The 11,925-nt window shown below is 73.9% G+C and carries 13 protein-coding genes and 1 tRNA gene; 10 read left to right on the top strand and 4 right to left on the bottom strand.

The window, feature by feature from the left end; all coding sequences use genetic code 11:
* The first annotated feature begins 57 nt into the window (after nt 1–57).
* Both BLA60_RS15995 and lexA read left to right on the top strand, forming a co-directional pair.
* On the top strand, nt 58–984 hold the full coding sequence (locus tag BLA60_RS15995) for a LysR family transcriptional regulator (protein ID WP_211288739.1): 927 nt from the start codon (nt 58–60) through the stop codon (nt 982–984).
* Nucleotides 965–1,621: a transcriptional repressor LexA gene (gene lexA, locus BLA60_RS15990; RefSeq protein ID WP_075133657.1), complete on the top strand. Its 657-nt coding sequence runs from the start codon at nt 965–967 to the stop codon at nt 1,619–1,621. The genes BLA60_RS15995 and lexA overlap by 20 nt, the downstream gene beginning before the upstream one ends.
* Before the next feature lie 18 nt (nt 1,622–1,639).
* Here the strand turns inward: lexA and BLA60_RS15985 are convergent, their stop codons facing one another.
* Nucleotides 1,640–2,308, bottom strand: coding sequence for an esterase/lipase family protein (locus BLA60_RS15985; RefSeq protein ID WP_075133656.1), 669 nt, complete (start codon nt 2,306–2,308; stop codon nt 1,640–1,642).
* Nucleotides 2,309–2,543: 235 nt separating this feature from the next.
* On the opposite strand from BLA60_RS15985, the gene BLA60_RS15980 reads away from it, so the two are divergent.
* Both BLA60_RS15980 and BLA60_RS15975 read left to right on the top strand, forming a co-directional pair.
* Nucleotides 2,544–3,950 carry a hypothetical protein gene (locus BLA60_RS15980; protein ID WP_075133655.1) on the top strand — a complete coding sequence of 469 codons (1,407 nt, stop codon included), beginning with the start codon at nt 2,544–2,546 and terminating at the stop codon, nt 3,948–3,950.
* On the top strand, nt 3,947–5,098 hold the full coding sequence (locus tag BLA60_RS15975) for an ARPP-2 domain-containing protein (RefSeq protein WP_075133654.1): 1,152 nt from the start codon (nt 3,947–3,949) through the stop codon (nt 5,096–5,098). The genes BLA60_RS15980 and BLA60_RS15975 overlap by 4 nt, the downstream gene beginning before the upstream one ends.
* Here BLA60_RS15975 and BLA60_RS15970 read toward each other — a convergent pair.
* Both BLA60_RS15970 and BLA60_RS15965 read right to left on the bottom strand, forming a co-directional pair.
* Nucleotides 5,085–5,768, bottom strand: a complete 684-nt coding sequence (locus BLA60_RS15970) for a carboxymuconolactone decarboxylase family protein (protein ID WP_075133653.1) — start codon at nt 5,766–5,768, stop codon at nt 5,085–5,087. The genes BLA60_RS15975 and BLA60_RS15970 overlap by 14 nt on opposite strands.
* A 60-nt stretch (nt 5,769–5,828) precedes the next feature.
* Nucleotides 5,829–6,095: a carboxymuconolactone decarboxylase family protein gene (locus BLA60_RS15965; protein WP_075133652.1), complete on the bottom strand. Its 267-nt coding sequence runs from the start codon at nt 6,093–6,095 to the stop codon at nt 5,829–5,831.
* Between the two features lie 56 nt (nt 6,096–6,151).
* On the opposite strand from BLA60_RS15965, the gene BLA60_RS15960 reads away from it, so the two are divergent.
* The 5 genes from BLA60_RS15960 (at nt 6,152) to BLA60_RS15940 (ending at nt 10,152) form a co-directional block, all read left to right on the top strand.
* A tRNA-Sec gene (locus tag BLA60_RS15960) sits at nt 6,152–6,246 on the top strand.
* Between the two features lie 12 nt (nt 6,247–6,258).
* Nucleotides 6,259–7,980: a selenocysteine-specific translation elongation factor gene (gene selB / locus BLA60_RS15955; protein WP_075133651.1), complete on the top strand. Its 1,722-nt coding sequence runs from the start codon at nt 6,259–6,261 to the stop codon at nt 7,978–7,980.
* Between the two features lie 40 nt (nt 7,981–8,020).
* Complete coding sequence (locus BLA60_RS15950; RefSeq protein WP_075133650.1) at nt 8,021–8,668, top strand: GntR family transcriptional regulator; 648 nt, start codon at nt 8,021–8,023, stop codon at nt 8,666–8,668.
* A 54-nt stretch (nt 8,669–8,722) separates the two neighbouring features.
* The gene (locus tag BLA60_RS15945) at nt 8,723–9,457 is read left to right on the top strand and encodes a PIG-L deacetylase family protein (RefSeq protein ID WP_075133649.1); all 735 of its coding nucleotides are present in this window, start codon (nt 8,723–8,725) and stop codon (nt 9,455–9,457) included.
* Nucleotides 9,454–10,152 (top strand): 4-carboxy-4-hydroxy-2-oxoadipate aldolase/oxaloacetate decarboxylase, encoded by a 699-nt coding sequence (locus BLA60_RS15940; protein ID WP_075133648.1) that lies wholly within the window; start codon nt 9,454–9,456, stop codon nt 10,150–10,152. Before BLA60_RS15945 ends, BLA60_RS15940 begins: the two co-directional genes overlap by 4 nt.
* A gap of 73 nt (nt 10,153–10,225) precedes the next feature.
* Here BLA60_RS15940 and BLA60_RS15935 read toward each other — a convergent pair whose 3' ends face one another.
* Complete coding sequence (locus BLA60_RS15935) at nt 10,226–10,786, bottom strand: TetR/AcrR family transcriptional regulator (RefSeq protein WP_075133647.1); 561 nt, start codon at nt 10,784–10,786, stop codon at nt 10,226–10,228.
* A gap of 108 nt (nt 10,787–10,894) precedes the next feature.
* On the opposite strand from BLA60_RS15935, the gene BLA60_RS15930 reads away from it, so the two are divergent.
* Nucleotides 10,895–11,851, top strand: a complete 957-nt coding sequence (locus BLA60_RS15930) for an ArsR/SmtB family transcription factor (protein ID WP_075133646.1) — start codon at nt 10,895–10,897, stop codon at nt 11,849–11,851.
* Nucleotides 11,852–11,925: the final 74 nt, after the last annotated feature.

The following is an 11,925-nucleotide window of genomic DNA, read 5'->3' as shown; positions in this document are numbered from 1 at the left end:
GATCAATGAGTCCAACACATGTTTGTCACCTCATCAATCGTGGTGCACGATAGATCGATGGAGCTCCAACAACTGCGCTACGTCGTCGCGATCGCCGAGACGAACAGCTTCACCCGGGCCGCGCAGCAGTGCCTGGTCGTCCAGTCCGCGCTGAGCCACCAGGTCGCGCGCCTGGAACGGGAACTGGGCGCCCGGCTGTTCGAGCGCACCAGCCGCCGGGTGCGGCTGACCCCCGCCGGCACCGCGTTCCTGCCGGCGGCCCGCCAGTGCCTCGCCGCCGCCGAACGGGCCGCCGCCGAGGCCGCCGCGGCCGTCGGCGAGGTGCGCGGGCGGCTGGCCGTCGGCCTGATCCCCACCGTCGCCGCCGTCGACCTGCCGGCCGCGCTGCGCGAGTTCCGCCAGACCTACCCGCACGTGCGGATCAGCCTGCGGGTCGGCGCCAGCGAACACCTCGTCGAACAGGTCCGGCAGGGCAGCCTCGACGTCGCCTTCCTCGGCCTGCCCACCAGTACCGAGCCCCAGGGCGTCACCATGCACGAGCTGGCCTGCGACCGGCTGGTCGCCGTGATCGCGCCGGACCACCCACTGGCCGGCGAGACCTCCACGAGCCTGGCCCACCTGGCCGGGGAGCCGTTCGTCGACCTGCCGGCCGGGACCGCCGGCCGCGCCCAGTCCGACGAGGCCTTCGCCGCCGCCGGCCTGACCCGCGACGTCGCCTTCGAGGTGAGCACCGTCGACCACCTGATGACCCGGCTGGTGGGGGAGGGCCTGGGCATCGCGCTGCTCCCGGCAGCCTGGGCGCCCCGACTGCCCGGCCTGGCCACCGTCGAGGTCATCGACGCACCGATGCGCGTCGAGTACGTCGTGTGGGGCCGGCACACCCGCACACCGGCGGCCGGCGCGTTCCTGGGCGTCCTCGGAGTCCTCGGCGGCGACGAACCGACCGACCTCTACGATTCGCCCGGTGACCACCTTCGACGATGACGTGTTCGGCGACCTGGACGTCGCCGGCCTGCCGCCGCGCCAGCAGCGGATCCTGGCCGCCATCCGGGACTGGGTCGGCCGGCACGGGTACTCGCCGAGCACCCGGCAGATCGGCGACGCCGTCGGCCTGCGGTCCTCCTCGTCGGTGTCCAAACACCTGGCGAGCCTGGAGGACAAGGGTTTCCTGCGGCGCAGCAGCACGGTCTCCCGGGCGATCGACGTGCGGGTGTTCCTGCGCCAGCCGGACGAGCGGGCGGCCACCGACCAGGTGCCGGTGCCGGTGGTCGGTGACATCGCCGCCGGGGTGCCGATCGCGGCCGAGGAACACGTCGACGACGTGCTGTCGCTGCCGCGCGGGCTGACCGGGCGCGGCACGGTCTTCGGCCTGCGGGTGCGGGGCGACTCGATGGTCGACGCGGCCATCTGCGACGGGGACATCGTCGTCGTGCGCCAGCAGCCCGAGGCGCACTCCGGCCAGATCGTGGCCGCCATGCTCGACGGCGAGGCCACCGTCAAGGTCTACCGCCGCCGCGACGGCCACGTGCTGCTCGAACCCCGCAACCCCGCCTACCAGGTGATCGACGGCGACGAGGCCGTGGTCCTCGGGGTCGTGGTGTCGGTGCTGCGCAGCGTGTGAGCCGTCGCGGCGCGCGCGTCAGCCCTTGACGTAGCTGGCGATCTGCCCCAGCACACCGGTGTCGGCCAGGAACCCGAGGTGGGTCTGGCAGACGACGAGGTTGTTGTCCGCGCCGGTGAGCCGGGTGCTGGTGTAGGGGAGGATCACGCCGTCGCACGCCGAGTACCAGGTCGCGTACTCGGTGGCGCCCGGCGTCTCGTCACCGGCCGAGATCTGGGCGATGAACGACGAGCCGGGATACATCTGCTGACAGGTGACGAACACCAGACAGGCACCGGCGGCCGTGGTGCCGTGGTTGGCCCCCGCGATCGAGGCCAGGTGGCTGACGTTCGCGTTGCCGCCGAGCACCTTGAGGTAGTACTGGCTGACCAGCCCGCCCATGGAGTGGTTGACGATGGCGACCTTCGACGCGCCGGTGCGTGCCTTGACGGTGTCGGCGTAGCTGGCCAGGCCGCGCGCGTTGGTCACGTTGTTGCCGTAGGAGTTGTACTCGTAGGCGAACAGGTCGCCGCTCGACCAGCCGGCCGCCCGGAACACGCTCATCGCGGTGACCCAGTTCGACGCGCTGCCGGTGTAGCCGTGCACGAAGATCACCGGGGTACTGGTGGACGCGCTGGCCGTGGTCGCCGGCGTGAACACCGCGAACGCGACCGCCATGGCCGCGACGAGACCGAGGATTCGACGCATTGGTCCTCCGAAACAGGGGGTAGGAGGTGGGACCGTTCCACTGTGCCCACCCCGCCCGCGCCGTCACATCGGCGAAATCACCGGTCTGACCGGTGTCCCGGTTGCTACTGTCCTGGCGCCGGCCGTGGGACTCCGGTGCGACTTCCGGAACCCGCCTCTGAAGCGATGATTCGCTGATCGCACCCCCATTCCCCGGCCGGCGCCCACGTTCTCGTTCGCCCGTCCAGGAGGAGTGATGGACACCCTCGCCGCGTCGGACCTGCTGCTGTTCGTGAACGCGGCGATCACCGCGACCGGCCAGCGGGAGTTCCGCGCGGACGCCGGCACCCAGCGGCTGTCGCTGGAGTTCCTGCACGACTACCTGCTCGGCAACTACCGCGACCTCTACGCGGCGACCCTCGCCCTGGACGTCAACGACCACAACGCCGCGATGATCGTGGCGCGCCTGCTGGCCGACCCCGGCACGACGACCCCCGACGAGCGGCGCCGCGAGGGCCGGCTGATCGCCGCGCGGCTGGCGGTGACGCCGCCCCAGCGGGTCTACGACCTGTTCCGCTCGCTGCGCCGCGCGCGGGTGAACAACCGGCTGACCAGGGCCGTCGTTCGCGACTGGCTGGCCGCCCGGCCGGACCTGGCGTTCGACGCGGTGAAGTACCGGGGCGCGGTCAGGGACACGGTGCGCCACACCCACCTCGCGCCGCCGGCCGAACTCGGCCCGTTCCTGTTCGCCCCGCGCCGCCAGAGTCGTTACGCCACGCCGATCCTGGACGCGTGGCGGCGCGCGCACCACGAGCGGAGCGCTGTCTACGAACTGCCGTTCACCGTCGCCGAGGGGTTCGCGGCCAGGCACGGCATCGACCGGGCGACGTTCCTGGAGCGTGCCACGCCGACGATGACCCGCCTGGAGCGGCTGCGGCTGCGCGAGTCCGCCGCCCGGGCGGGTGTCGGGGTCGCGCCCGACCTGGACACCATGCCGTTGACCAGGCTCGCGTCCTACGTGCTGTCGCTGCCCGGCGACGACCGTGCCCTGCGGCGGGCCGAGCTGACCGGTGCGCTGCGCGTCGCCGCGCGGCGGGTCGCCGGTGAGCACGCCGGACGCTGGGGCCGGGTGGCCGCCGTGCTCGACGACAGCTTCTCCTCGATCGGCTCGACCCACAAGCGTCGCCGCCCGCTGGCCGTCGCGTTGGCCGCGCACTTCCTGTGCGAGGCCCTGGCGACGACCTACGTTCCACTGTGGACCTCCGGGCGGACCGACGCGTTGCTGCTCCACCCGTTCGGCCCGACCCCGCTCGGTGAGCGCGTGCTCGACGCCCTCGACCACGCCCCGGACCGGCTGCTGATCGTGTCCGACGGCTGGGACAACGCCCCGCCGGGGCTGGCCGCCGAGGTGCTGCGGGTGTGGCGCGAGCGCCTGGACCCCGACGGCCGCACGGCCGTGGTGCACCTCAACCCGGTCTACGACGCCGACGACTTCGACGTGCACCGGCTCTGCGCCGGGGTGCCGACCGTGGGTGTGCGCAACGCCGAGGACCTCCCGGCGCTGGTGGAGTTCGCCGGGCTGGCCGCCGGCACCGGCGACCTCGACCGGCTGCGGTCCTACCTCGACCAGCGGGTCGCCCGGTTCGCGGGGCCGGCCCGATGACCGGCCTGAGCCTCGACGGGCTGACCGCCGGCCCGTCCCAGGTGTGGGGCGGGGTGCGGCTGGTGCCACTGGTCCGGGACCGTCCGGTCGTCGGCCTTCGGCTGCACCGCCACGCCTACGAGACCGAGACCGCCGTCGTCGCGGTGGACGCGCGCCACTACTACGCCAGCTACGTCCCGCACGGGTTCGTCGCCGCCTGGGGCGCCGACGACACCCTCGCCGCCGCCTACGGCACCCAGCTGACCAAGGACGACGACTCGACGACGATCGACTGCCTGCCGCTGCGCCTGCAGCGCCGGATGGCCAGGCGGGTGGAGCGCGGCCGGCTGCGGTTCCTGCCGCTGCACCTGGCCCTGCAGGGCTACCTGGCCCTGCACTTCGGCGGCCCGACGGTCGTCTGGGACGAGTGGTCGCGGCGCGCGGTGTCCCGGGGGCTCTCGCCGCGCGAGGAACAGGCCTACCGGGGCGCGGAGATCCGGGACCTGGCCGACGCGCTGCGGGTGTTCGAGATCCACCCCGGCCAGTGCGGCGTGCTCTGCTACGTCGCGGACGCGCTGGCGGCGGCGTTCGTGGTGCCCCACCCCGACGACTACCGCGCCCTGCACCCGAGCCTGGTGCAGGACCTGTTCGGTGAGCTGGTCCACCACTACGGCCTGTTCGGCCGGCCGGTGCCCGAGTTCCGGGCGGCGATCAGCGGCACCCACGTCCGCACGCTCGCCGATCTGCGCGCGGCGGCCGACCGGCAGCGTGGCGAGTGGACGGAGTTCCACGACTCGGTGATGGCCGCCGAACTGCTGGAGCCGAGCTACGACGTGCGCCGGGTGTACCGCCTGGGCGAGTTCACGCTGTCCCGGTTCCTGCCCGGTTTCCGGCTCGGCGAACCCAACCACCTCGGTGAGCTGATCACCGACCGCCGGGGCCGCACCGCCTACCTCAAGACCTTCCGCCTGTCGGAGAACCAGGCCCGTCGGGGCCATCTGCTCAACCAACTCGCCTCCCACGACTGGAACGTGGCCGCGACGGCGACCGCGCTGGGCGTGTCGCCGGCCCAGCTCGGCCAGCGGATCGCGTCGGCCGGCTTCGGGGCGCTGTTGCGCCAGGACGTCCTGGACCACTACCGCGCCCGGTCGCGCCTCAGCGGCGGGTGAGGGCGTGGCCCATGGCCAGGCGGGACTCGGCGTTCTGCAGCGCCACCACCGAGATCACGTGCAGCAGCGCGGGTTCGGGGTAGCCGGCGGCGCGCAGACCGTCCAGGTCGGCCGGGGTCATCCGCCACGGCTGGCGGGAGAGCCGGCGGGCGAAGGTGTCCAGCAGGGACTCGCGGTCGTCGCCGGGGACCGTGTCGGCCAGGTCCTCGGCGCGGGTGCGGTCGCAGGACTCCTGGGCGGCCGCGGCGGCCAGCAGCCGGCGTTCGCGGCCGGTCAGCGGCTCGTCGGTGTCGAACACGTGCGTGCGCCAGCGCTGCCAGGCCTGGCCGAGGTCCGGGAACGCGGGCAGCGTGCGGTCCTCGCCGGCCACCGACGGCCAGTGCCGCCGGGCGGGGCGCGGGGTCGGGTCCCGGTCGCGGTCGGGCTGGAACACCGGCAGCGGCGAGGCGTAGTCGAAGTCGATGCCGGTGGCGTCGGCGACCCTGGTCAGGTAGTTGAACATGGCGACCACGCCGGTCGCGGCCTGGACGGCGTCCCCGTCGAGGCCGTGGGCGGCGAACTGCTCGGCGAACGCGGGTGTGATCGACCACGGCGCCGCGGTCAGCGCGGCGGCGTAGCGCGCCAGGACGGCCTCGCGCGCGGACAGGCTCTCATCAGCGCGGGTGAGCACGGTTTCCGCCAGGGCGGGGTCACCGGAAGCGACACGCAGAAACTCCGCGTGAGCCGATGTTCAATAGAAGCACTGGTTGGTGCGGGAGGTGACGCTGGAGATCAGCTCCCGGTCCGCCCAGCTCAGCGTCGAGCGGTGCAGCGCGCCGGACACCCCGAAGGTGAGCCGCATCAGCTCCGGGTCGAGGCTGTGCGCGCGGATGATCCCCGGTGCGTCGCCGTGCGGCGGCTGGTAGGCGTCCGGGATGGGGCGGGCGGCCATGGCCTCGTAGGTCCGCGCCAGCTCGCCGGTCGCCTCGCTCCTCGGGATGGTCGTCAACCACGCCATGCCGTGGAGGTTACGGGAAACGGCCGGCTTCTGCGAGGATGATCGTCATGTCCAGGGGAGGCGCTTCCGGCCTGGTGACCGGCGCGGTCTTCAACATCGTTGAACGGCAGGCACTGCCGTTGGCGGGTTCGATTCCCGTTCGCCTCCGCCAGGACGTCCGCCCGTGCACGTGATCGCCACCGCCGGCCACGTCGACCACGGCAAGTCGACGCTGGTCCGCGCGTTGACCGGGATGGAACCCGACCGGCTCGCCGAGGAACGCCGACGCGGGCTGACGATCGACCTCGGGTTCGCCTGGACCGAGCTCGACGACCAGGTCCTGGCCTTCGTCGACGTCCCGGGACACGAGCGGTTCGTGCCGAACATGTTGGCCGGCGCCGGTCCGGTACCGGCCGCGATGTTCGTGGTCGCCGCGGACGAGGGCTGGGCGGAGCAGTCGGCCGAGCACCTCACCGCGCTGGACGCGTTCGGCGTGCGGCACGGCCTGCTGGTGGTGACCAAGTCCGATCGCGCGGACCCGGCGGCGGCCACCGACCTGGCCCGCGAACAGCTCGCCGGTACCGGCCTGGCCGGTGTGCGCGCGGTCGCGGTGAGCGGCCGGACCGGTGCCGGCCTGCCGGAGCTGCGCCGGGAGCTGCTGGCGCTGACCGCCGCCCTGCCCGTCCCGGACCGCGCCGCGGACGTGCGGCTGTGGGTGGACCGCGCGTTCACCATCCGGGGTGCCGGCACGGTGGTGACCGGCACTCTCGGCGCCGGCACCCTGCGCGTCGGCGACGAGCTCGACCTCGGTGGCCGGCGGGTGGTCGTCCGGGGACTCCAGGCGCTGGGTCGTCCGCGCGAGGAGGTGGCGGCGGTGGCCAGGGTGGCGGTGAACCTGCGCGGCGTGGACCGGGACGAGGTCCGGCGCGGCGACGCCCTGCTGACCCCGTCGGCCTTCCCCGTGACCGGCGAGATCGACGTGCGGCTGCGCGGGGACTCCGCCCAGCGCCGGTCTCTGGTCCTGCACGTCGGCGCGGCGGCCGTGCCCTGCCGTGTCCGTCCACTGGGGACGGACACGGCCCGGTTGGCGCTGGCGTCCGGGCTCGCGTTGCGGGCCGGGGACATCGGCCTGCTGCGCGATCCCGGCGAGCACCGGATCCTGGCCGCTGTCGAGGTGCTCGACCCGTGCCCGCCACCTCTGTCGGGCCGGGGGGCGGCCCGGCAGCGGGTCGTCGACCTGGCCGATCCGGCGGCGGCGTACCTGCGGCGGCGCGGTGTCGTGCCGTTGGCGCAGCTGCGGGTGCTGGGCCACCCGCCGGTCGGGGTCGCGGTGGGGGACCTGGCGGTGGACGAGACGTTGCTGGGTGAGCTGCCCGGCCGGGTCGCCGACCGGTTCCGCGCGTGGTCGGCCGGTCACCCGATCGCCGCCGGCCTGCCGATCGAGGCTCTGCGCCGCGAGTTCGGCGTGCCGGATCCCGTGCTGCGCCAAGCCATCCGCGAAACCAGCCTGACAGTCCACAACGGACTCGTGCGGGCCGGTGACGCGGTCGCGGGACTGCCGGCCGAACTCGCCGAGGCCGTCGCGGCGGTGGAGGCCCGGCTCGACGGGGCGCCGTTCACCGCGCCGGAGGCGGCCGACCTGTCCGCGCTCGGTCTCGGCCCGCGTCAGCTCGCGGCGGCCGAACGGGCCGGGCGGCTCGTTCGGCTGGCCGGGTCGGTCGTCCTGGCCGCCGACGCCCCGGACCGCGCCGCCACGGTTCTGGCCGGGATCGCGGCGCCGTTCACCGTCAGCGACGCCCGGCGGGCGCTGGGCACCACCCGCCGGGTCGCGGTGCCGCTGCTGGAGCTGCTCGACGCCCGCCGGGTCACCCGCCGGCACGCCGACGGCACCCGCACCCTTCGGTAAACTCGCCGCGCGAGATTGGCGCCAATATCGGGTGGTATCCGTGAGTGGACAGGCAGTGAACGACAGCCCGGGGTCGGTGGCCGACGCGGTGCGCGCGGCCATCGTGCGCGGCGACTTCGGGCCGAACCAGCGCCTGGTGGAGGCCGACCTGTCCGAGCAGCTCGGCGCCAGCCGGGCGGCGGTCCGCTCCGCGCTGGTCACCCTGGCCGGCGAGGGTCTGGTCGAGCGGATTCCCCACCGTGGGGCCAAGGTGCGGGCCGTGTCGCTGGCCGAGGCGATCGAGATCAGCGAGGTCCGGCTGGCCCTGGAGAGCCTGTGCGCCGCCAAGGCCGCCGAGGTCGTCACCGCCGGTCAGCGCACCGAGCTGGCGGCCATCGGCGACCGGATGCGCGCGGCCGTCGCCGCCGGTGACGTGCTCGGCTACTCCAACCTCAACGAGGAGCTGCACCGCCGGGTGCGGGAGATCAGCGGTCAGCGCACCGCCCGCGACCTGCTGGAGCGCCTGCGCGCCCAGAACGTCCGTCACCAGTTCAAGCTCGCCATGCGTCCCGGGCGGCTCGCGGTCTCGCTGCCCGAGCACCTGGCGATCGTCGAGGCGATCCTGGCCGGCGACCCGGTGGCGGCAGAGGAGGCGACCCGCGCCCACCTGCGTGGCGTCATCGACGCCCTGCGGGCAACCGTCAGCTGAGATCCGCGCCAGGATTGTTGACAAAATAGTCGCGCAAAGTTGAGACTCGGGGTCGTGACGGACAACCCGGGAAACCTGTTGGTGGTCAGCGCCCATGCGGGCGACTTCGTGTGGCGCGCGGGCGGGGCGATCGCCCTGGCGGCGTCCCGGGGCGAACGGGTCACGGTGGTGTGCCTGAGCTTCGGCGAACGCGGCGAGTCCGCCCGCGCCTGGCGCGAGGGCCGCTCGCTCACCGAGATCAAGGCGATCCGCCGCGAGGAGGCCGAGAACGCCGCCGCCGCGCTCGGCGCCGAGGTGCGCTTCCTCGACCTCGGCGACTACCCGCTGCCCGAGACCCCCGAGGTCGTCGACCAGCTGGTGCGCGTCCACCGCGAGCTGGCGCCGACCACCGTCCTCACCCACGCCCTGGCCGACCCCTACAACGGCGACCACCCGGCCGCCGCGCGGATGGCGTTGCAGGCGCGGGTGCTCGCCCAGGCCGTCGGCTACGACGCCCCCGGCGAGCCGCTCGGCGCCCCGCCGGTGTTCCTGTTCGAACCGCACCAGCCCGAACAGTGCGAGTTCCGGCCGGACGTGCTGCTGGACATCACCGGCGTGTTCGACCGCAAGCGCGCGGCCATGGAGTGCCTGCCGGCGCAACGGCACATGTGGGACTACTACACCGATCTGGCCACCCGGCGCGGAGTCCAGCTGCGGCGCAACGCCGGCCCCAACCTCGGCCTGCCGCACGACACCAGGGCCGAGGCCTACGTCCGGCTCTACCCGCAGGTCACCGGGGTGCTGGCATGAGGACCGTGGTGGTGACCGGCCACCCCAGGGCGGCCATGGCGCAGGTCGACGCGCTCGCCGTCCTCGGCGTGGCCACCGTGCACGAGGCGCTGGGCCGCGACGGCTACCTCGGCCCCGACCTGCGCCCGGTCCAGCGGGACACCCGGATCGCCGGCACGGCGGTGACCGTGCTCAGCCGGCCCGGCGACAACCTGATGATCCACGCGGCCGTCGAGCAGTGCCGCCCGGGGGACCTCCTGGTGGTCACCACGACCTCGCCCTCCCGCGACGGCTCGTTCGGCGAGCTGCTGGCCACGGCGCTGCGCCACCGGGGCGTGCGCGGCGTGGTCACCACCGCCGGCGTGCGGGACACCGCCGAGCTGCGGGCGATGGGCTTCCCCGCGTGGTCCGGGTCGGTCAGCGCGCAGGGCACGGTGAAGGCCGCCGCCGGCTCGGTCAACGTGCCGGTCGTGCTCGGCGGTCAGACCGTGTGCCCCGGCGACGTGGTGCTCGCCGACGACGACGGCGTGCTGTGCGTCCCCCGGCTCGCCGCCACCGCGACGCTGGTGGCCGCGCGGGCCAGGGTCGCCACGGAGGAGGCGACCCGTGAGGCCCTCACCGCCGGTGAGCTGGGCCTGGATCGTTACGGCCTGCGCCGCACACTCGCCGACCTGGGCGTGGAGTACGTGAACCACCCTGACGTGAGGAACCTCTGAGGGCCGCCCTCCGGGTCCCTCCCGCGGCCCGTGAGCCCGGTGCGCACCACCGAGGTGGCACCGTCTTCCCCGCTCAGGACGGCAGGAGGGACGCGGCGGCCGCGCGGGCGTGCCGCGCTGGTTCCGGCGAGCCGGTGATGAGCGCGGTGTTGATCGCGCCCGAAACCAATACCATCAACTGGTCGGTCAGGCTATCCGGATCGGCGGCGTTCAGCACCCCGACCAGCTCACGCAGGTAGGCCCGGACCGCCTGCTGGTGCGCGCGGACCGTGCGGGCCGCCTCCGCGTTGTCCCCGCCGACCTCGCTGAACGCGTTGGTGAACGCACAGCCCCGGAACCCGGCCTCGTGGAACCAGTCGTGCAGCCACTCGTAGACCTCCAGCACCCGCTCCCGGGGGTCGGTGTGGCGGCCCACCCGTTCGGCCAGCGCCGCCCGCGCGACCCGGTCCCGGCGGCGCAGATAGGCCACGACCAGCTCGTCCTTGGACGGGAAGCACCGGTACAGCCGGCGGAGCGGGACCCCGGAGAGGTCCCGGATGCGGTCCATCCCCACCGCGCGGATGCCGTGGGAGTAGAACAGCGTGTCCGCAGCGTCGAGCACCCTGGTCCGCGCCTGGTCGTCGACGTCCGACATCGGTGCTCCGTTCCGAAACGCTTGAGAACGGCTGTTCTCGGCGCTACGCTATCAGCCGAGAACGGTCGTTCCCGCTTCGGGGGATGTCGAAAATCGGGGGGAGATCCGGTGCTGCGCGTCCATTTCACGGCCGGGGACCTCGCCAGGACCCGGATCGCCGACGGGCCCGACCAGCTCTGGGAGATCCTGCTCAGCGTCCAGCAACTGGGCGAACAGCGCCCCGACCCCGTCCTGCGCGGCGGCGACGCCCCGCACGGCCGCCAGGCCCTGCGCGCGATGGCACCGCTGATGCCGCCACGTGGCTACTTCCCGGACTTCCTCACCCCGGTCGCGTCGCTGGGCGCCGGGCTGGAGGAGGGCATCGACGCGGTGCTGAGCACACCGCGCCGCCGGCTGCGCGCCGAACTGGCCAGGATGGCCGAGGACACCGTGCTCCCGTCCTGGACCAGACGGATCGCCGACGGCGAACCCCAGGTACTGCACGGCCTGGGCCGGGCGCTGCGCCACCACCACACCACCGCGCTGGTCCCCGCCTGGCGCCAGATCAGCGAACGCGTCCAGGGTGACCGCCGCCGCCGCGTACTGGCCCAGTGCGCCGGCGGCACCGAGGCCATGCTGCGCACCTTCGGCAACGGCCTGAGCTGGCAGCCGCCGTACCTGGTCGCCGACTACCCGATCGACCGCGAACTGCGGCTGGAGGGCCGGGGCCTGGTGCTGGTGCCCTCGTACTTCTGCCGGGGCATGCCCGTCACCCTCGCCGACCCCGACCTGCCGCCCGTGCTGGTCTACCCGGCGCAGGCGCACCGCTCGCCCAACGACACCCTGCCCGGCAACGACCTCGGCCTGCTCCTGGGCCACACCCGGGCCGCGGTCCTGCGGACCCTGGTCGAGGAGTCCACCACCACCGAACTGGCCCGGCGGGCCGGCGTGTCGGTGTCCTCGGCCAGCGAGCACGCGGGCGTGCTGCGGGGCGCGGGGCTGGTCACCAGCACGCAGCACGGCAACCGCGTCCGGCACAGCCTCACCGCGCTGGGGGCCGCGCTGCTGGACAGCAACCCGGCCTGAGGCGACCTCTTTCGGCGCTGGCCGAAACAGGCCATCCGGTTCGGACAGGTCTGGCACCGTCACGAGGACGAAGG

This window comes from Actinophytocola xinjiangensis (assembly GCF_001921215.1).
In the GTDB taxonomy this organism is placed as follows: Bacteria; Actinomycetota; Actinomycetes; order Mycobacteriales; family Pseudonocardiaceae; genus Actinophytocola; species Actinophytocola xinjiangensis.
Note: the sequence above shows the minus strand (reverse complement) of the source record. Positions and strands in the feature narration are given on the sequence as shown.